Below are 17,554 nucleotides of genomic sequence, written 5' to 3'. Positions count from 1 at the left end.
GACCTCGCCCCGCACTTCCGACAATTGTCGAGGGTCCGCCGGCGGTCACGGACCGGGGGAGTCGTGGAGGCGCGCGTTCTCGGCCCGCAGGCGCGCCACCTCGTCCTCCAGGGCCAGCACGCGCGCGACGCCCGCGATGTTGAGGCCGTCGGCCAGCAGGTCGCGGATGCGCTCGAGGCGCTCGATGTCGGCCTCGCTGTAGAGCCGCGTGCCGCCGGCCGTGCGGTCGGGCGTCAGGAGCCCGCGGCGCTCGTAGACCCGGAGGTTCTGCACCTGCATCGCCACCATGTCCGCGGCCACGGAGATCGCGAACACCCCGGTCGTCCGTCGTCGTCCCACGGACGCATCGTCGCACACTTGATTGTCGGCGCGACATGGAATATATAACGGTGGTGTCAGATTAAGTGGTGTGAAAGCACCACGATCACCGCCCCGGTGATCGTCGATCCGAAGGAGGAATCCGTGATGCTGCTCCGAACCATCGATCCCTTCCGCGAGTTCGACCGTCTCGCGGCCCAGCTGACCGGCCCGGCCGGCACGACCAACCGGCCCGCGGTGATGCCCATGGACGCCTGGCGCGAGGGTGACCGCTTCGTCATCGAGTTCGACCTGCCGGGCGTCAGCGCCGACAGCATCGACCTCGACGTCGAGCGCAACGTCCTCACCGTCAAGGCCGAGCGGGTCGCCCGCAACGGCGACTGGGAGATGCTCGCCAACGAGCGCACGCGCGGCACCTTCACGCGCCAGCTCGTGCTCGGCGACAACCTCGACCTCGACCGCATCGAGGCGGGGTACGCCGACGGCGTGCTCCGGCTCGTCGTCCCGATCGCCGAACGGGCCAAGCCCCGCAAGATCGCCGTCGCCCAGGCCGGTGACCCGGTCGAGCGCGCGATCGAGGCCTGAGCCCGCGGCCGCGGATCGATCCGACGATCGAGGGGCGCCTCCGCCGTCACCGGCGGGGGCGCCCCGTCGCGTCCCGTCCACCCTCCCGTCCCTCGGAGGCCGTCCACGCGTCGTACCGTGGCGTGTCCGTCCCGAGGAGGTGCACCGTGAACCGACGCCCGTTCGAGCCCGCCGAGCCCGGTGCGGCGACACCGTCCGCGGACCCGCGCCGCAGCGTGATCGACAGCGCCGTGTACGTCGAGGGTCGGCGCGTCGCGTCCCCCGGGGGCCTCGCCGCGACGTACCGGAGCCTGCGGGAGCACCCCGAGGGCACCGCCTGGATCGGGCTCTACCGACCCGAGCTCCACGAGCTCGACTCGCTCGCCGCCGAGTTCGACCTGCACGAGCTGGCCGTCGAGGACGCGGTGGTCGCGCACCAGCGGCCGAAGCTGGAGCGCTACGACGACACGCTCTTCGTCGTGCTGCGCCCCGCGCGCTACGTCGACGAGCGCGAGGAGGTCGAGTTCGGCGAGGTGCACCTCTTCGTCGGGCCCGACTTCGTCATCAGCGTCCGCCACAGCGAGGCGCCCGACCTGGCGGCCGTGCGGCACCGGCTCGAGAGCGACCCCGACCTGCTCCGGCTCGGCCCGGAGGCGGTGCTCTACGCGATCCTCGACCGCGTCGTCGACGGCTACGCGCCGGTCGTCGCGGGACTCGAGAACGACATCGACGAGATCGAGGACGAGGTCTTCCGCGGCGACCCGACCGTGTCGCGGCGCATCTACGAGCTCACCCGCGAGGTGGTCGAGTTCCAGCGCGCCACCCGGCCCCTCGTCGCCGTCGTGAAGGGGCTGGCCGCCGGCTTCGGCAAGTACGGCGTCGACGAGGAGCTGCGGCGCTACCTCCGCGACGTCGACGACCACCTCACCGTCGTCGTCGAGCAGGTCGACGAGTTCCGGCAGCTGCTCCGCGACATCCTCACCGTCAACGCGACCCTGGTCGCGCAGCAGCAGAACGAGGAGATGAAGGCGCTCTCCGAGCACGGCATCGACCAGAGCGAGGAGGTCAAGCGGATCTCCTCCTGGGCGGCCATCCTGTTCGCGCCGACGCTCGTCGGCGGGGTCTACGGCATGAACTTCGCGGAGATGCCCGAGCTCGACTGGCGCTACGGCTACCCGATGGCGCTCGGCATGATGCTGCTCGTCGCGCTGGCGCTGTTCCTGGTGTTCCGCCGCCGCGGCTGGCTCTGAGCCGGGGTGTGGTCCAGCCCGCGTCGTACGGGGGTGCCTCGGCGGCGCTAGGGTGACCGCGATCCCACCCGATCCCTCGAGGAGCGCACGATGCCCATCGCCACCCCGGAGAAGTACGCCGAGATGCTCGACGCGGCCAAGGCCGGGTCGTTCGCCTACCCGGCCATCAACGTCTCGTCGTCCCAGACCCTCAACGCCGCCCTCAAGGGCTTCGCGGACGCGGGCTCCGACGGCATCATCCAGATCTCGACGGGCGGCGCGGAGTACCTCTCCGGCCCGTCGATCAAGAACATGGTGACCGGCTCCGTCGCGTTCGCCGCCTACGCGGCCGAGGTGGCCAAGAGCTACCCCGTCAACATCGCGCTGCACACCGACCACTGCCCCAAGGACAAGCTGGACGGCTTCGTGCGGCCCCTGCTCGCGATCTCGAAGGAGCGCGTCGCCCGCGGCGAGGCCCCCCTCTTCCAGTCGCACATGTGGGACGGCTCGGCCGTGCCGCTCGACGAGAACCTCGTCATCGCCGAGGAGCTCCTGGCCCTCTCCGCCGAGGCGAAGGTCGTGCTCGAGGTCGAGATCGGCATCGTCGGCGGCGAGGAGGACGGCGTCGAGGGCGGTCTGGGCGACCACCTCTACACCACCCCCGAGGACGCGCTCGCCACCGTCGCGGCGCTCGGCACCGGCGAGAAGGGGCGCTACCTGACCGCGCTGACCTTCGGCAACGTCCACGGCGTCTACAAGCCCGGCAACGTGAAGCTCCGCCCCGAGATCCTCAAGTCGGCGCAGGAGGCCGTGGTCGAGAAGCTGGGCCTCGAGGCCGGCTCGAAGCCGTTCGACCTCGTCTTCCACGGCGGTTCGGGCTCGACGGCCCAGGAGATCGCCGACGCGGTGTCCTACGGCGTGATCAAGATGAACATCGACACCGACACGCAGTACGCGTTCACCCGCCCGGTCGTCGACCACATGTTCAGCAACTACGCCGGCGTGCTCAAGGTCGACGGCGAGGTCGGCAACAAGAAGGCCTACGACCCGCGTGCGTGGGGCAAGGCGGCCGAGGCCGGCATGGCCGAGCGCGTCGTCGAGGCGTGCCAGCACCTCAGCTCCGCGGGCACGACGCTGGGCGCCTGAGCCCTCTCGTCACCCCGCTGCACCGCGACGCGGCGTCCCCGGCTCCGGCCGGTGGGCGCCGCGTCGTCGTGTGCTGGCGGGTCACCAGCCCTCGCGGTCGTGGTGCGAGGCATGCAGCTCTCGCAGGGCTGGCACCACGACCCGGGCTGGGGTCGGCTAGCGACCGGGTGGATGCACGTCCTCGGCGCCCTCGGACAGCTTCGTCGTGAGGAAGTGCGACAGCAGGAACATCGCGACCGCCAGCAGGGGTACGACGACGGCCATCGCCCACGAGAACAGCGAGCCGTTGAGGAACAGCAGCACGACCACCGCCACGAGCCCGATGCCGAGGAAGGTCGTGCTCCCGGGGTCGGCGACCTCCCAGGCCCGCAGGAGCCTCGTGCTCACGAGCCCGGCGACGAACAGCGCCGCGCCGAGCATGGGGATGACCGCCGCGCCGCACGAGCCCGAGCCCTGCACGACCGAGCAGAGCTGCAGGCTGAGACCACCGAGCAGCGTCATCACGACGCCGGCGGCCATGCCCGCCACGACGACCGCGGCGGTCTCGGGCAGGGGCGGCAGGTCCAGGTCGCGCAGCCGGCCGAGCAGCGCGGAAGCCCGCGAGGGGCGCTGGGCGGTGGGCTCCGCCGGTACGGCGGCGGGTGGCGTCGCGTCCTCCGGCTCGGGCTCCGGCTCGGGCTCCGGCTCGGGCTTCGGCTCCGGTTCGGGAGCCACGTCGGGCTCCGGTTCAGGAACGACCTCGGGCTCCGGCGTGGGCGTGGCGACGGGCAGCACCGCGGTCGGCGCCTCCTCCGCCTCCGGCTGCTCCGGCCCCGGCTGGGCGGTCGCGACGGGCTCGGGCGGACGCGACCCGCGGCGCCGTGCGGCGAGTCGTTCGCTCAGCGTGCCGCCGACGGTCCCGGCACGCTCGCGGACGCCGGAGAGCTTCGCCTTCGCCTGAGCAGCGCGTTCCGCCGCGGGTGACACGGGACTGACCGGCGGTGGCTCGGCCGGCGGTGGCTCGACCGGCGGTGGCTCGACGGGCGCCGGGGCGACCACGGGCGCGGGCGCCGACTCGACGGCGGGCTTCTCGACGACCGGCTCCTCGACGACCGGCTCCGGCTCCACGACCGGCTCCGGCTCCACGACCGGCTCCGGCTCCACGACCGGCTCCGCCGCCGCGGGCTTCGCGGGGGCCACCGGCTCCGCCGGCGCCGCCTTGCGTCGGCGTCGTCGTCCGAAGGAGGGGAGCTGGAGGGCCTGCTCGATCGCGTCGAGCTCCTCCTGCGAGCGGTCGTCCTTCTGGGCCATGGCGGGAGTCTGTCACGCAGGGCGGCTCCCGATCGGGGATCCCCGGCCGGAAATGCAGGACGGCCGGACCCGTGGGTCCGGCCGTCCGTCTGTCGGGCTGACAGGATTTGAACCTGCGGCCTCCTCGTCCCGAACGAGGCGCGCTACCAAGCTGCGCCACAGCCCGATCGTGGCCTTCCGGCACACGAGCGGTCGTGAGCATAGCCGAGCCCCGGACGGTCCTCCCAATCGGGTGTCAGGCGGTCCTCGGCGTCAGCGTCAGGAGGGTCGCCTCGGGCCGGCAGAAGGTGCGCACCCGCATGGACGGCGCCGTGCCGAGGCCCGCCGAGACGTGCAGCCAGCTCGACCCCGGGTCGCCCGGCGCTGAGTCGGCCGGGTGCCGGTGCAGCCCCTTGGCCCGCGCGGGCTCGAGGTCGCAGTTGGTGGTGAGCGCGCCGACGAACGGCAGGCACACCTGGCCCCCGTGGGTGTGGCCGGCGATGACCGCGTCGTACCCGTCCCGGGCCATCTGGTCGAGCACCCGGAGGTACGGCGCGTGCACGACCCCCAGCGCGACGTCGGCGTCGGCGCCGAGGCCGGTGCGCGCGGGGCCGGCGATGGCGCCGAGGTCGTCGTACCCGAGGTGCGGGTCGTCGAGACCCCCCAGCACGAGGCGCACGCCGCGCACGTCGAGGACGTCCCGCCGGTTGGTGAGGTCGCGCCACCCGGCGCGCGCGAGCTCCGCCTTGAGGCTGCGCCAGGGCAGCTCGGGGGTGTGGGTGTTGCGCTGGCCGTCGTCGGGTGCGAGGTAGCGCAGGGGGTTGCGTCGCGACGGCGCGAAGTAGTCGTTCGACCCCAGCACGTGCACGCCCGGGACGTCGAGGAGGTCGCCGAGCGCGTCGAGGAGGACGGGTACGGCGTCGGGGTGGGCCAGGTTGTCGCCGGTGTCGATGACGAGGTCGGGCCGCAGGCCGGCCAGGTCGCGCAGCCAGGCGATCTTCCGGGCCTGCGTCGGGACGAGGTGGATGTCGGAGAGGTGCAGCGCGCGCAGCGGCGCCGTGCCCGGCGGCAGGATCGGCAGGTCCACCTCGCGCAGCGTGTAGCGGCGGGCCTCCCACGCGGCGTACGCCAGGGTCGCCGCGCCGGCCACCGCTCCGCCGGCGACGAGCCGTGCGGCGTCGCGGCCGACCCGTCGCGCGAGCCGCCCCGAGCCGGGGCGGTGGGACGGACGGACGGGGAATGCGGTGGGCGACACCCCGACAGGCTGCCACAATCGTCGTCATGAGCACCCTGAAGGACCGTCTCCGCGCCGACCTCACCACCGCCATGAAGGCCCGCGAGCAGCTGCGTGCCTCGACGCTGCGGATGGTGCTGACGGCCGTCACCAACGCCGAGGTCTCCGGCAAGGAGCAGCGGGAGCTCGACGACGCCGACGTGCTCGGGATCCTCGAGAAGGAGGCGAAGAAGCGGCGCGAGGCGGCGACCGCCTTCGCCGAGGGCGGACGGGCCGAGAGCGCGGAGAAGGAGCGGGCCGAGGCGGAGGTCATCGCGGCCTACCTCCCCGAGGGGCTGAGCGACGCCGAGATCGAGGCGATCGTCACTGCCGCGATCGAGCAGACGGGTGCCGCGGGGGAGGGCATGCGGGCCATGGGCAAGGTCATGGGAGTGGTCCAGCCGCAGGTCAAGGGCCGTGCCGACGGTGGCGCCGTCGCGGCCGAGGTGCGTCGTCAGCTGGGCTGACGGGGACCGCCGCGCGGCACCCGGGGGCCGGTTTCGCCGAGGGCGTACGTCCAAAGTGCCGGCGAGTGTGCGGGAACGACCACCGAACAGGTAGCGTTGCCCCCACGACACAGACAACTAGTCCGGGTGCCTCCGAGCCCCGGCCAAGCGCGAGGGGGTCGACCCTATGGGGCGCGGCCGAGCAAAGGCCAAGCAGGCGAAGGTCGCACGCGACCTGAAGTACCGCACGCACGACACCGATCTCGGTGCTCTCGCGCGGGAGCTGCATGGCGGTAGCGACGACGACGACACGACCGAGCCGGATGACTTCGGCGACTGGGCCGACTACCGCCCACCTCGTGATTGACGTGTGAGACGACACCCCCAGGCTCGACGAGCCTGGGGGTGTCGTCTCTTGCGTGGGGTCAGGCGCCCAGCCAGATGCCCCGCAGGCGCCCCACGTCGCGCATCCGCTGCTCCGCGAGCCGGTCGGCGGCGACGGCCGGGGTGACCTGCTCCTTCTCGGCCAGCTCGAAGACGGCCGCCGTGGTGTCGAAGATCCCCGAGGCGCGCTGCTTCGCGCGGTCGAACGAGAAGCCCTCGCGCTCGTCGGCGACCTGGATGAGGCCGCCCGCGTTCACGCAGTAGTCGGGGGCGTAGAGGATCCCGGCGTCGGCGACGCGGTCGGCCGAGTCGGGCCGGGGCAGCTGGTTGTTGGCGGCGCCGCACACGACCTTCGCCTTGAGCACGCCCATGGTGTCGTCGTCGAGCGCGCCCCCCAGCGCGCACGGTGCGTAGACGTCGATGTCCTCGCGCACCAGCTCATCGGTGGAGCCGACCGCCCGCACGCCGCGGGGGTGGTCCGCGAGCACGGCCTCGACGGCCGGCGCGTAGACGTCCGTGACGACGACGTCCGCGCCGTCCTCGACGAGCAGGCCGACGAGGTGGCGCCCCACCTTGCCGACGCCGGCCACGCCGACCGTGCGGCCGGCCAGGGTGGGCTCGCCCCAGAGTCGCTGCGCGGCGGCCCGCATGCCCTGGAACACGCCGTACGCCGTCAGCACCGAGCTGTCCCCGGCGCCGCCGTGGGCGACGGTGCGGCCCGTCACGTAGTCGCACTCGCGGGCGACGTGGTCCATGTCGACCGAGTAGGTCCCGACGTCGCAGGCCGTGAGGTAGCGCCCGCCGAGCGACTGCACGAAGCGCCCGTAGGCGCGGAGCAGCGCCTCCGACTTGTCGCGGCGGGGGTCGCCGATGATGACGGCCTTGCCGCCGCCGAGGTCGAGCCCGGCGAGCGCCGCCTTGTAGGACATCCCGCGCGACAGGTCGAGCACGTCGCGCAGCGCGTCCGCGGTCGAGGCGTAGGGGTGGAAGCGGGTGCCGCCGAGCCCGGGGCCGAGGGCCGTCGAGTGCACCGCGATGATGGCGCGGAGCCCGGTCGCGGGGTCGTTGGCGAACACGACCTGCTCGTGGCCGGCGGCCAGCTCGAACACGTCGGTCGCGGGGCTCGCGGAGGGGGTGGTGCTCATGGCGCTCCTGTCGTCGGGCGTCGCGGGGGTGGGCGACGCGGGGCCGCCGGCGCCGGGGGTGTGGCGCGGGCGACACCCAGCCTATGACGCCACGGACCCGGGGCGAGCCCCGAGGAGGGAGCCGCGGGCGTCACCGGAGGCGCGCGACGTACCGGCGTCCGCGCCGCAGCGAGGCCAGCCGGCTCTCCCACGTCACGCCGACCGTCACGAGCAGCGCGCCGGCGGCGATCATGACGACGTACGGCGGCAGCTCCGCGGCGTACGGCGCGAGCGCGCGCAGCAGGAGCAGGGCGCCGGCCACGGACCCGGCCACGAGGGGAGCGCTCCAGCGGAGCGACGCGCCGCCCAGGACCAGGACCAGGCTCGCGAGCGCGACCAGGAGGCCGCGGAGCGTGGCCGGCTCGTCGAGGGCCAGCAGCGTGCTCGGGCCGAGCGCGAGGACCAGCCCGCTGAGGAGCATCGGCGTGCTCCGCCGGCGCGGGTCGCGCACGAGGGCCACGACGCCGACCGTCAGGAGGACGAGAGCGGCGGGCAGCGTGTACGCCTCGGGGACGGTGACGCCCGTGTCGGCGAGCCGCACCCAGGAGGCGAGCACCAGCAGTGCTCCGCCGACCCAGGCGAGAGGGCGGCGCGCCGGGCGCACGACGGCCGCGAGGGCCGCGGCCGCGCCCGCGATCGTGAGGTGCACGGCCCACCACGTCAGCGGGTCCTCGCCCACCGTCACCGCGGCGGTCAGCACCGTGGCGGTCAGGGCGACGGCCACCTCGTTCACCGGTCGGGCCACGGCCACGAGCAGCAGGCCGACCACGGCGACGGCGACGGCCAGCACGGGCTCCGGGCGCAGCCCGGCGACCCGGCCGAGGTCGACGACGAGGAGGGCGGACGCGGGGGCGACGAGCGCGAGGGCGAGGGTGCCGAGACCGGTGCGGAGCAGGACGGCGGCACCCGCGGCGACCCCGACGAGCACGACGAGGGCGAGGGCCTGGAGCGCGGCGCCGGGCGTCGCGACGAGGACCGCGGCGAGCGCGGCCACGAGGGCGGCCCCGGCGCCGGCGGTCGCGGCCCGGCGCCGGCGACGCAGCGCGGGCGGCGTGGCGAGCGCCTCCGCGCTCACGGCGACGACGAGGAGCTGGGCGACGACCAGGGCGAGCGGCACGGCGTAGGTCGCCGTCACCGCCACCCCGGTCGCCGCGAGGAACCCGGCGACCGACGCGAGGACGGGCGCCGGGGGCAGCACGCCCCCGCGGTCCCCGCGCGACGCGGGGACGTGCTGGTCGAGCACCGCCACGACGGCGGCAGCCAGGGCCGCGGCGACCACGAGGGCCAGCCACGGGTGGGTCAGGAGGGTCGTCGCGCCGAGGAGGCGCAGGTCGCCCGTCGGCGTCAGCAGGGCGTCGGTGGCGCGACCGAGCACGTCGACGAGGGCGACGAGGGGGACGAGCACGGCGGCTCCGCCCGGCCCGACGAGCGCCGCTCGCCAGCCGGTGGGGACCAGCCGCGCGGCCGCCGCGACGAGCAGCAGCAGGAGCGACCAGCCGACGACGCCGGCGTCGAACGAGACGTCGTGCAGCGGCAGCAGGAGGGCGGGGGCCAGGGCGGTGCCGGCGGCACCGAGCGCCGTCACCCGCAGGCCGCGGGGGAGGATCGGGACGACCGGCGCGGCGAGCGCGAGCACGGTGGCCGCGAGCAGCGGCCACACCTCGGCCCGACCCCAGAGCGCGGCCACGGAGACGTCGGTGAGCGCGCGCCCGAGACCGGCCCCGGCGAGCAGCAGCCAGGTGAGGCCGGCGCTGCCGGCGGCCAACGCCGGCAGGAGACGCAGCCCGCCGAGCCGGGCGAGCAGCGCGATCGCGCCGAGCAGGAGCGTCCCCACGACGAGGCCGAGCTCCGCCGCGGGCGCGGCGATCGTCGTACCGATCGTCACGAGCACCGCACCCAGCGCCACGACCACCTCGCCGGTGAGGAGGCGACCCAGCGGCGTACGCCGCGCGCCGAGCGCCAGCCCCGCCCCCAGCGCTCCGAGGACCGCGCCGACCTGGGCCGGCAGCACGCCGTCGGGCGGGTTGCCGAGCCAGCCGGCCGCGTCCGCGCCGACGCAGGCGAGGAGGGTGAGCCCGGAGGTGACCGCGGCGAGCGCCTCGCTGGCCGCGGGCAGGCCGCGACGGGCCAGCACGACGGTGAGCGCGCCGGCGCCCACGGTCGTCCCCAGGAGCACCGCCGTGCGGCCCTCGACGCCCATGAGCACCCACGCGACCGCCAGGAACACCAGCGCCCCCACGAGGAGGCAGGCGGCGCCGAGACCCAGCAGGAGCTTCGGGACGCCCGACTCGAGCATGCCCCGCTGCTGCGGGGCGGCGGGAGCGGCGGGAGCGTCGGGCGCGGCGGTCGGGGCGGCGGTCCGGGCCGCCGGGCGCGGGTACGCCGCGAGCCCGGCCGTCATCGACGTCGCGCCCGCGCGCGGAGCGGCGGCCGGGCCGACGGGAGCAGCGACGGGAGCAGCGACGGGAGCTGACGTGCGGGAGCGGGCCTCGGCGCGCAGGCGCAGGACCAGCTGGTCGGCCCGCTCGAGCGTGGCGAACAGCTGCCACGCGACGTCGCCGGTGAGACGGATCGCGCAGCGGGGGCACTCGTCACGCCCGGCGACGAGCGCGGAACGGCAGTCGGGGCAGCAGGTGCGGTCGGCGAAGAGCATGCCCCCCATCCAGCCGCAGACGCACGCGCGGCACGACGACCGGGCGACTCAGGTGGGGTGAGTACGGGTACTCGACTCCGCGGGCGGCGGTCGTAGGGTGGGCGCTCCCCGGCCCGACCCCACCCCGATCCGACCCCCGAGGAGATCCCCCGTGCGCGTGCTGCTCGACCGACGCAACCCGGCCCACGACGGCGCGACCGAGGTGTCGGACGACCAGCTGGCGACGCTCTACGCGCCGCCGGCCGGACGGGACTGGCTGCGGGTCAACATGGTGAGCACCGTCGACGGGGCGGCGACCGGCGACTCCGAGCGTTCCGACTCGATCCACACGCCCGCCGACAACCGGGTCTTCGGCGCGATCCGCTCGCTGGCGGACGTCGTGGTCGTCGGTGCGGGCACGGCGGCCGCGGAGACCTACCAGGCGGGGGAGCTGCCGCTCGTGCTCGTGAGCCGCCGCGGCCAGGTGCCGGAGCAGCTGCGGGACGCCGAGCCCGGCGCGGTGCTGCTGGCGACCTGCGCCACCGCCGACGGCCTGAGCGAGGCGCGGCGGGTGCTCGGCGACGACAACGTGCTGGTGCTCGGCTCCCACAGCGTCGACCTGTCCGAGCTGCGTCAGCGGCTCGTCGAGCAGGGCTTCGTGCGCCTCCTCGCCGAGGGCGGTCCCCACCTGCTGCGGGACCTGCTGGCCAGCCACGTCGCGGACGAGCTGTGCGCGACGTACGTCCCCCGGATCGTCGCCGGCGACCGGCCGCGCATCACCGCCGGCCCGCCCGTCGACGCGGCGCTCGACCTGCAGCTGCTGCTCGAGGAGGACAGCACGCTGCTGGGGCGCTGGGACGTCCTCCGCTGATCGTGCGCTGATACTGCCGCGACGCCGGGCGACCGGCGGTGCGAGGATCAGCGATCGTGACAACTCGACGGATCGCGTACCAGGGTGAGCCCGGCGCGAACTCCCACATCGTCAGCCGGCGCCACTACCCCGAGCTCGAGGCCGTGCCGTGCGCCTCGTTCGAGGAGGTGTTCGCGACCGTCGAGCGCGGCGACGCCGACCTGGCGATGATCCCGATCGACAACACGCTGGCCGGTCGGGTGGCCGACATCCACCACTTCCTGCCGACCACCAACCTGCACATCGTGGCGGAGCACTTCCTCCGCATCCAGTTCCACCTCATGGCCGTGCCGGGGGCGACGACGGAGACCATCCGCACGGTGCACAGCCACGTGCACGCGTTGGGGCAGTGCCGCCGCATCATCACCGGCAACGGCTGGCGGCCGGTCATCTCCGGCGACACCGCCGGAGCCGCGCGGGAGGTGGCCGAGTCGGGCGACCCGACGCAGGCCGCCATCGCCCCGCCGCTGGCCGCCGAGATCTACGGTCTCGAGGTGCTCGCCGCCGACGTCGAGGACGAGGACCACAACACGACGCGCTTCGTCGTGCTCTCCCCGGAGCCGCAGCGGGCGGCGGCCGGCAACGGCCCGGTCGTCACCAGCTTCGTCTTCCACGTCCGCAACCTGCCGGCGGCGCTCTACAAGGCGCTCGGCGGGTTCGCCACCAACGGCGTCAACATGACGAAGCTCGAGTCCTACATGGTCGGCGGCCACTTCACGGCGACGCAGTTCCTCGCCGAGGTCGATGGCCACCCCGACGACGTCGGTCTCGCCCGCGCGCTCGAGGAGCTGCGCTTCTTCACCCACGAGGTCAAGATCCTCGGCGTCTACCCTGCCGACCCGCACCGCTCGGAGGCGTGAGCCGCCCGCGCACGGGTACTGTGATCCAGGACACAGGCGCGGTGCGCAGCCGGGTGCCGCGCACCTGACCCCGGGAGCGCCATGACCTCCACGCAGGACCGCCCCTCGGGCGGCAGGACCGATGTCGACGCGGCCTTCCTCGACACTGCGACGTACCGCAGCCTCGGAGAGCAGAAGCTGTCGCCGCGCGAGGAGCGGTTCGAGAAGGGGCGTCGCACGGCGGGTCTCGTGCTGGCGCCGCTGGTCGCGGTCGTCTTCTGGCTGCTCCCGACCGGGCTGGAGGGTGACCAGCACCTGCTCGCGGCGGTGCTCCTGGGCGTCATCGTGCTGTGGGTGACCGAACCGGTCCCGATCCCCATCGGCGGCTTCATCGGCATCGGCGCGATCGTCGTGCTCGGCGTCGCCACGGCCGACGAGGCGTTGGCGCCCTTCGGGTCCTCGACCGTCTTCACCTTCATCGGCGCGTTCATCCTGGCCCAGGCCATGCTCAAGCACGGCGTCGCGCGCCGCTTCGCGATCTTCGTGCTCAGCCTGCCCGGCGTCGGTCGCTCGACCTTCCGCGTGATCCTGGCCTTCGGGGCCATCACCGCCCTGCTCTCGGCCTTCGTCTCCAACACGGCGACCGTCGCGATGCTCATGCCGACGGCGATCGGGATCCTCACGGTCATCGCCAAGCTGCTGCAGGACCGGGGCACCGTGGCGGCCGACTTCGACCCGCTCCGGCTCCGGGTGGGGGCCGCCCTCATGCTGATGCTGGCCTACGGCGCGAGCGTCGGCGGGTTGCTGACCCCCGTGGGCTCGCCCCCCAACCTCATCGGCCGCGGCCTCATCGAGGAGGCGACGGGCGAGCGCATCTCGTTCCTCGACTGGATGGTCATGGCGGCGCCGATCTGCTCGCTCATGTTCGTGGCGCTGGCCGTCGTCATCCTGCTGCTGAACCGTCCCGAGACGCGCGACCTGGAGGGCGTCGAGGAGTACGTGCGGGCGGAGCGCGCGCAGCTGGGGAAGCTCTCGGTCGCCGAGCGGAACACGCTGGTCGCGTTCGCGGTGACCGTGACGCTGTGGATCCTGCCGGGCATCGTGGCGGTCGTCGCCGGCACGGACTCGAGCACCTACACGACGGTGAGCGACCGCCTCGACGAGGGCGTCGTCGCCATCCTGGGTGCGGCCCTCCTCTTCCTGCTCCCCACGCGCTGGGCCGACCGCGAGTTCACCCTGCGGTGGAGCGACGCCGCCGGCATCGACTGGGGCACGGTCGTGCTCTTCGGCACCGGCATCATCTTCGGCAGCCTGCTGGAGTCGTCCGGACTCGCCGAGACGCTCGGCAACGGGGCGTCGGACCGGTTGGGTCTCACGAGCACGTTCCTCATCACGGTGTTCTCCGTGACGCTGGCGATCGTGGTGTCGGAGACCACGAGCAACACAGCGGCCGCAGCGGTGGTCGTGCCGATCCTCATCCCCATCGCGATGGCGGCGGACGTGAATCCGTTCGTGCCCGCGCTGGCGGCGACCTTCGGCGCGTCCTTCGGCTTCATGCTGCCGGTCTCGACGCCGCAGAACGCCATCGTCTACGGCTCGGGGACCGTGCCGATCACCCGCATGATCCGCACCGGCATCTCCTTCGACGTCCTGGGTGCGGTGCTCATCGTGCTGCTCCTCCCGCTGATGGTCGAGGTGCTGGGGCTGGGCTGAGCCCGCCGGCCCTCAGAACAGCCGGTCCTCGTTCGGCGGCTCGAGGTCGCACGGGTCGCCGAGCCGCACCACGCCCGAGTCGAGCAGCCGGCACACGACCCCGCCGCGGCGGATGAGCGCGATCTTGCCGCCCGGCCCGAGCTCGTCGTCCATGATCCGGCAGGGTGCCGCCACCCGCACCACCTCCAGGTCGAGGCCGGCGAGCCGCAGGCGCGATCCGGGCGCCGTCGGGAGCGGGCCGTGGTCGAGGGTGACGTTCCGCCGCGTGCGCGGAGCCGGTACGTCGCGGCCGAGCCGCCGTGCGGCGCTCGCCAGGTCGTCCGCGGTCTGCACGGTCACGTGCCGGTGCCGGGCGCCGAAGAAGCGGTCGCCGACGAGCCCGCGTCCGGCCACGGCCTCGACCTGGTCGACCGGCACCATCGGCGCTCGGTGGGCCGGCGCGACGTGGAGGGCGACGACGATCGGCATACCCGGATCGTAGGCTCGCGCCCGTGCCGATCACCGTCGCCCACCCGGCGCTCGTGCTGCCGCTGGCGCGGCTCACCGCCCGCCGGGGACTGCCGCTGACGCCGCTCGTCGTCGGCACGATGGTGCCCGACGTGCCGCTCTTCGCGGGCGAGCACGCGGCGTACGGGGTGACGCACTCCCCGCTGGGCATCGCCCTCTACGCGCCGCTCGCGACGACCGTCGTGGTGCTCGTCTGGTCCACGGTCGTGCGCGACGCCCTCGTCGGTCTCGCCCCGACCCCGGTACGCCGCCGCCTCGCCCCCCACGTCGCGCTGGCCCCGCGCGCGTGGGCGTGGGTGCCGGTCGCCGGGGCGGTCGGCGCCCTGACCCACGTGGCCTGGGACTCGTTCACCCACCCCGGCCGCTGGGGCTGGGAGGCGATCCCGTGGCTGGCGGCGCAGCAGGGGCCGCTGCCGGGGGGCAAGTGGCTGCAGTACGGCTCGGGCGTCGTCGGGATGGCCGTCGTGGCCGGCGCGGCGGTGCTGTGGCTGCGGTCGCGGCCGACCCGCGCCGTACCCCCGCGGGTCACCGGGGTGCCCCTCCTGGAGCTCGCGGTCGGCGCGGCGGCGCTGGTCGCCCTGGTGACGGCGGTCCTCCGGGTGCCGCAGGGGCTGCACGCCGTCGCGTTCGACGGCGTCGTGCACGGGCTCGTGGCGCTCGTCGCCGCGCTGCTGCTGGCGGCCGGGGCGTGGCACGTGCTGCGCCTGGCCCGCCGGTGACCCCCGGTGACCCCCGGTGACCCCTGGTGACCCCCGGTGACTCAGACCTGGTCCACCGGGCACCACCACGTGGTCCGGCCCCCGACCTCGCCCCGCACCATCGCGGCGCCGCAGCGGGGGCAGTGGCCGTCGGCGCGCCGGTGGGGGATCACCTCGCCGGTGTGCACGCCGCCCTGGCGGATCGCGGCGCGGATGCAGCGGCGAAGCACGCGGCGGAGCTCGTCGAGCTGCGGCTCGTCGAGGTCGTCCACCCGGTGCTGGGGGCTGAGCCCCGCCTGCCACAGCGTCTCGTCGGCCAGCAGGTTGCCGACGCCGGCGATCGCGGACTGGTCGAGCAGACGGGCCTTGAGCGGCGCCGTGCCGCGGCCGATGCGCGTGCGGAACTCGTCCCGTCCGATCTCGCCCGCGTCGGGGCCGACCCCCGACAGGTCCGGGTCGAGGCGGACCCGACCGAGCCGCCGCGGGTCGAGCAGCCGCAGCGACCCGCCGTCCTCGAAGCGCAGGGTGAAGCGGAACCACTCCTCCTTGCGCCGGTCCGCGTTGCGCCCGGCGTAGTCGCCGCCCACGGACTCCTCGCCGTCGTCGGCGGGCGCCGTCACGAGGATCCGCCCGCTCATGCCGAGGTGCAGGCCGAGGTGGGGACCCTCGTCCCGCCCGCTGTCGCCCTCCCCGTCCCGCCCCGACGTGGTGAGCCACATCGACTTCCCCCGGCGGTGGGCGGCGGCGAGCGAGCGGCCGAGCAGGGCGTCGCGGATCTCGCCGGGCGCGTGGGGGCGGCACTCCCACGTGTCGGTGTCGTCGACGTCGGCGATGGTGCGTCCCAGCGCGGCGCGCTCGATCACGGCGCGCGCGGACTCGACCTCGGGCAGCTCCGGCACTGCTCAGAGACCCAGGAGCCCGCGGACGTAGCCCGCCTGCCCGGCGTGCTGCGCGCCGTCGTCCGCGACGCTGACGAGCCGCACCCCGAGGGTGACGGGCGGGTCCCAGCGCTCGTCGACGACGCGGTCGAGGTCGTCGGCGGTGACCGTGCGCAGGTAGACCACGCTCGCCTCGTGGGTCGCCCGCAGGTAGGCGGCCAGGTCCTCGGCGCTCGCGCGGACGGCCGCGACCTCGTCGGACGTGTGGCCGTAGCCCGTGTCGGACTCGTCCAGGGGGAGGGCGAGGCGCGCGGCGTACCCCTGCGTCGTCCACACCTGGGGCGTGCCCGCGACGTCGGCGACGTGGTCGTCCTGCACGCGGGTGAGGTGCCACACGAGCCACGCGATGGAGTTCGCGTCGGGGCCGGGGCGGGTCGCGAGCTGCTCCTCGGTGAGCCCGTCGACGGCGGCGAGCGCGTTCTCGAGCACGCGCCCGTAGGCGTCCTCGAGCAGCTGGGCGGGCGTCATCTCAGGCCTCCTGCGGGATCGTGACGGCGATCTTGCCGCGGGTGCGGCCCGACTCCGAGGCGCGGTGGGCGTCGGCGAGCTCGTCGAGCGTGTACGTCGCGGCGAGGTCCACCCGCAGCCGGCCCGCGTCGACCAGGGCACGGAGCTCGTCGAGGTGCGCCGCCTCGGGACGTACGAAGACGTAGCGCCCACCCATCTCCAGGACCGCGTCGGCCTCCACGACGGAGGCGACCCGGGCCGTGTCGCGCACCTGCTGCGGAGCGTCGGCCAGCGCGTCGCCCCCGACGAGGTCGACGACCGCGTCGACGGGCTCCGACAGCTGGGCGCTGATCGGTCCCTGCGTGTGGTCGACGACCTCGCTGACGCCGAGGTCCCGCAGGTGGGCGTGGTTGTCGGGCCGCGCGGTGCCGATGACGGTCGCGCCGCGAGCGACCGCGACCTGCACGGCGAACTGGCCGACGCCACCGGCGGCGGCGTGCACCAGCACCCGGTCACCGGCGCCCACCTCGAGCGCCTCCACCACGAGCTGCCAGGCGGTGAGACCGGCCAGGGGCACGGCGGCGGCCTGCTCGAAGGTCAGCCCCTCCGGCTTGCGCGCCAGCGTGCGCTCCGGGGCCGCGACGAGCTGGGCCGCGGTGCCGAGGGCGACGTCGTCGCGCCGCACGTAGCCCCAGACCTCGTCGCCCGGGCGCAGGCCCGACCGGACCGCGGGGCCGACCGCCGCGACGACCCCCGCGACGTCCCAGCCCGGCACGATCGGCAGGTGGTGGGGGAAGGCGCCCTGCAGGTAGCCCTCGCGGACCTTCCAGTCGACCGGGTTCACGCTCGTCGCGCGGGCGCGCACCAGCACGACGTCCGGCCCCAGGGGCGGGTCGTCGACCTCGCGCACCCGGATGACGCCCGCGTCGCCGTACTCGTCGTAGACCGCTGCTCGCACGTGCACCTCCTGGTCTCAGGGACCCGCGTCCCGGGCCCCGCCGACCATCGTGTCGCGGCGATCAAGCGGTCGCCGCGACACGAGCCCGCGACGCGAGCC

18 protein-coding genes and 1 tRNA gene are annotated in these 17,554 nt (G+C 74.7%); 9 read left to right on the top strand and 10 right to left on the bottom strand.

All coding sequences use genetic code 11. From position 1 onward, the window contains the following. Positions 1-45: 45 nt before the first annotated feature. Entirely contained in the window at positions 46-339 is a 294-nt protein-coding gene (locus tag PIR53_13590) for a MerR family transcriptional regulator (GenBank protein WZH51045.1), read from the bottom strand. 126 nt (positions 340-465) lie between these two features. Here PIR53_13590 and PIR53_13585 point away from each other — a divergent pair, with 126 nt between their 5' ends. The 3 genes from PIR53_13585 (at position 466) to fbaA (ending at position 3,257) form a co-directional block, all read left to right on the top strand. After that, a complete protein-coding gene (locus PIR53_13585) occupies positions 466-903 on the top strand; it encodes an Hsp20 family protein (protein ID WZH54457.1) in 438 nt (145 codons plus the stop codon). Between the two features lie 146 nt (positions 904-1,049). Next, positions 1,050-2,132 carry a magnesium/cobalt transporter CorA gene (gene corA / locus PIR53_13580; protein ID WZH51044.1) on the top strand — a complete coding sequence of 361 codons (1,083 nt, stop codon included), beginning with the start codon at positions 1,050-1,052 and terminating at the stop codon, positions 2,130-2,132. Between the two features lie 90 nt (positions 2,133-2,222). Then, the gene (gene fbaA, locus PIR53_13575; GenBank protein WZH51043.1) at positions 2,223-3,257 is read left to right on the top strand and encodes a class II fructose-bisphosphate aldolase; all 1,035 of its coding nucleotides are present in this window, start codon (positions 2,223-2,225) and stop codon (positions 3,255-3,257) included. A 156-nt stretch (positions 3,258-3,413) separates the two neighbouring features. Here fbaA and PIR53_13570 read toward each other — a convergent pair whose 3' ends face one another. From PIR53_13570 to PIR53_13560, 3 genes are all read right to left on the bottom strand, one after another. Beyond that, positions 3,414-4,547, bottom strand: a complete 1,134-nt coding sequence (locus tag PIR53_13570) for a hypothetical protein (GenBank protein WZH51042.1) — start codon at positions 4,545-4,547, stop codon at positions 3,414-3,416. 92 nt (positions 4,548-4,639) lie between these two features. Beyond that, positions 4,640-4,713 (bottom strand) — tRNA-Pro (locus tag PIR53_13565). Positions 4,714-4,782: 69 nt separating this feature from the next. Then, a complete protein-coding gene (locus tag PIR53_13560) occupies positions 4,783-5,676 on the bottom strand; it encodes a metallophosphoesterase (protein ID WZH54456.1) in 894 nt (297 codons plus the stop codon). A 131-nt stretch (positions 5,677-5,807) separates the two neighbouring features. Here PIR53_13560 and PIR53_13555 point away from each other — a divergent pair, with 131 nt between their 5' ends. Beyond that, on the top strand, positions 5,808-6,266 hold the full coding sequence (locus PIR53_13555; protein ID WZH51041.1) for a GatB/YqeY domain-containing protein: 459 nt from the start codon (positions 5,808-5,810) through the stop codon (positions 6,264-6,266). A 166-nt stretch (positions 6,267-6,432) separates the two neighbouring features. Beyond that, positions 6,433-6,612 carry a DUF3073 domain-containing protein gene (locus tag PIR53_13550; protein ID WZH51040.1) on the top strand — a complete coding sequence of 60 codons (180 nt, stop codon included), beginning with the start codon at positions 6,433-6,435 and terminating at the stop codon, positions 6,610-6,612. Between the two features lie 58 nt (positions 6,613-6,670). Here the strand turns inward: PIR53_13550 and PIR53_13545 are convergent, their stop codons facing one another. Then, entirely contained in the window at positions 6,671-7,774 is a 1,104-nt protein-coding gene (locus tag PIR53_13545; GenBank protein ID WZH51039.1) for a Glu/Leu/Phe/Val dehydrogenase dimerization domain-containing protein, read from the bottom strand. Positions 7,775-7,904: 130 nt separating this feature from the next. Next, the gene (locus PIR53_13540) at positions 7,905-10,466 is read right to left on the bottom strand and encodes a hypothetical protein (protein WZH51038.1); all 2,562 of its coding nucleotides are present in this window, start codon (positions 10,464-10,466) and stop codon (positions 7,905-7,907) included. 151 nt (positions 10,467-10,617) lie between these two features. Between PIR53_13540 and PIR53_13535 the strand changes: the two genes are divergently transcribed. The 3 genes from PIR53_13535 to PIR53_13525 all read left to right on the top strand — a co-directional run bounded on the left by PIR53_13535 (position 10,618) and on the right by PIR53_13525 (position 13,907). Next, entirely contained in the window at positions 10,618-11,316 is a 699-nt protein-coding gene (locus tag PIR53_13535) for a dihydrofolate reductase family protein (protein WZH51037.1), read from the top strand. A 56-nt stretch (positions 11,317-11,372) separates the two neighbouring features. Continuing rightward, the gene (locus PIR53_13530; protein ID WZH51036.1) at positions 11,373-12,215 is read left to right on the top strand and encodes a prephenate dehydratase; all 843 of its coding nucleotides are present in this window, start codon (positions 11,373-11,375) and stop codon (positions 12,213-12,215) included. An 81-nt stretch (positions 12,216-12,296) separates the two neighbouring features. Then, entirely contained in the window at positions 12,297-13,907 is a 1,611-nt protein-coding gene (locus PIR53_13525; protein WZH51035.1) for a DASS family sodium-coupled anion symporter, read from the top strand. A 12-nt stretch (positions 13,908-13,919) separates the two neighbouring features. Here the strand turns inward: PIR53_13525 and PIR53_13520 are convergent, their stop codons facing one another. After that, entirely contained in the window at positions 13,920-14,375 is a 456-nt protein-coding gene (locus PIR53_13520; GenBank protein WZH51034.1) for a hypothetical protein, read from the bottom strand. A gap of 23 nt (positions 14,376-14,398) precedes the next feature. Here PIR53_13520 and PIR53_13515 point away from each other — a divergent pair, with 23 nt between their 5' ends. After that, the gene (locus tag PIR53_13515) at positions 14,399-15,133 is read left to right on the top strand and encodes a DUF4184 family protein (GenBank protein ID WZH51033.1); all 735 of its coding nucleotides are present in this window, start codon (positions 14,399-14,401) and stop codon (positions 15,131-15,133) included. 41 nt (positions 15,134-15,174) lie between these two features. On the opposite strand, the gene PIR53_13510 is transcribed toward PIR53_13515, so the two are convergent. From PIR53_13510 to PIR53_13500, 3 genes are read right to left on the bottom strand one after another with little or no spacing between them, the layout of a single operon-like run. After that, entirely contained in the window at positions 15,175-16,011 is an 837-nt protein-coding gene (locus PIR53_13510) for a hypothetical protein (protein WZH51032.1), read from the bottom strand. Between the two features lie 3 nt (positions 16,012-16,014). Continuing rightward, positions 16,015-16,518 carry a DUF664 domain-containing protein gene (locus PIR53_13505; GenBank protein WZH51031.1) on the bottom strand — a complete coding sequence of 168 codons (504 nt, stop codon included), beginning with the start codon at positions 16,516-16,518 and terminating at the stop codon, positions 16,015-16,017. A gap of 1 nt (position 16,519) precedes the next feature. Then, positions 16,520-17,455, bottom strand: coding sequence for an NADP-dependent oxidoreductase (locus PIR53_13500; GenBank protein ID WZH51030.1), 936 nt, complete (start codon positions 17,453-17,455; stop codon positions 16,520-16,522). Positions 17,456-17,554 lie beyond the last annotated feature (99 nt).

It is taken from the genome of Nocardioides alkalitolerans (assembly GCA_038184435.1).
Classification (GTDB): Bacteria; Actinomycetota; Actinomycetes; order Propionibacteriales; family Nocardioidaceae; genus Nocardioides; species Nocardioides alkalitolerans_A.
The sequence above is the reverse complement of the archived record's forward strand: the minus strand, read 5'-3'. Positions and strand labels throughout refer to the sequence as shown.

Excerpts from the sequence above, each read along its gene's own strand:
- PIR53_13585 (WZH54457.1), top strand. The coding sequence starts at position 466 with ATGCTGCTCCGAACCATCGATCCCTTCCGCGAGTTCGACCGTCTCGCG.
- fbaA (WZH51043.1), top strand. The coding sequence starts at position 2,223 with ATGCCCATCGCCACCCCGGAGAAGTACGCCGAGATGCTCGACGCGGCC.
- PIR53_13570 (WZH51042.1), bottom strand. The coding sequence starts at position 4,547 with ATGGCCCAGAAGGACGACCGCTCGCAGGAGGAGCTCGACGCGATCGAG.
- PIR53_13555 (WZH51041.1), top strand. The coding sequence starts at position 5,808 with ATGAGCACCCTGAAGGACCGTCTCCGCGCCGACCTCACCACCGCCATG.
- PIR53_13550 (WZH51040.1), top strand. The coding sequence starts at position 6,433 with ATGGGGCGCGGCCGAGCAAAGGCCAAGCAGGCGAAGGTCGCACGCGAC.
- PIR53_13545 (WZH51039.1), bottom strand. The coding sequence starts at position 7,774 with ATGAGCACCACCCCCTCCGCGAGCCCCGCGACCGACGTGTTCGAGCTG.
- PIR53_13540 (WZH51038.1), bottom strand. The coding sequence starts at position 10,466 with ATGCTCTTCGCCGACCGCACCTGCTGCCCCGACTGCCGTTCCGCGCTC.
- PIR53_13525 (WZH51035.1), top strand. The coding sequence starts at position 12,297 with ATGACCTCCACGCAGGACCGCCCCTCGGGCGGCAGGACCGATGTCGAC.
- PIR53_13520 (WZH51034.1), bottom strand. The coding sequence starts at position 14,375 with ATGCCGATCGTCGTCGCCCTCCACGTCGCGCCGGCCCACCGAGCGCCG.
- PIR53_13505 (WZH51031.1), bottom strand. The coding sequence starts at position 16,518 with ATGACGCCCGCCCAGCTGCTCGAGGACGCCTACGGGCGCGTGCTCGAG.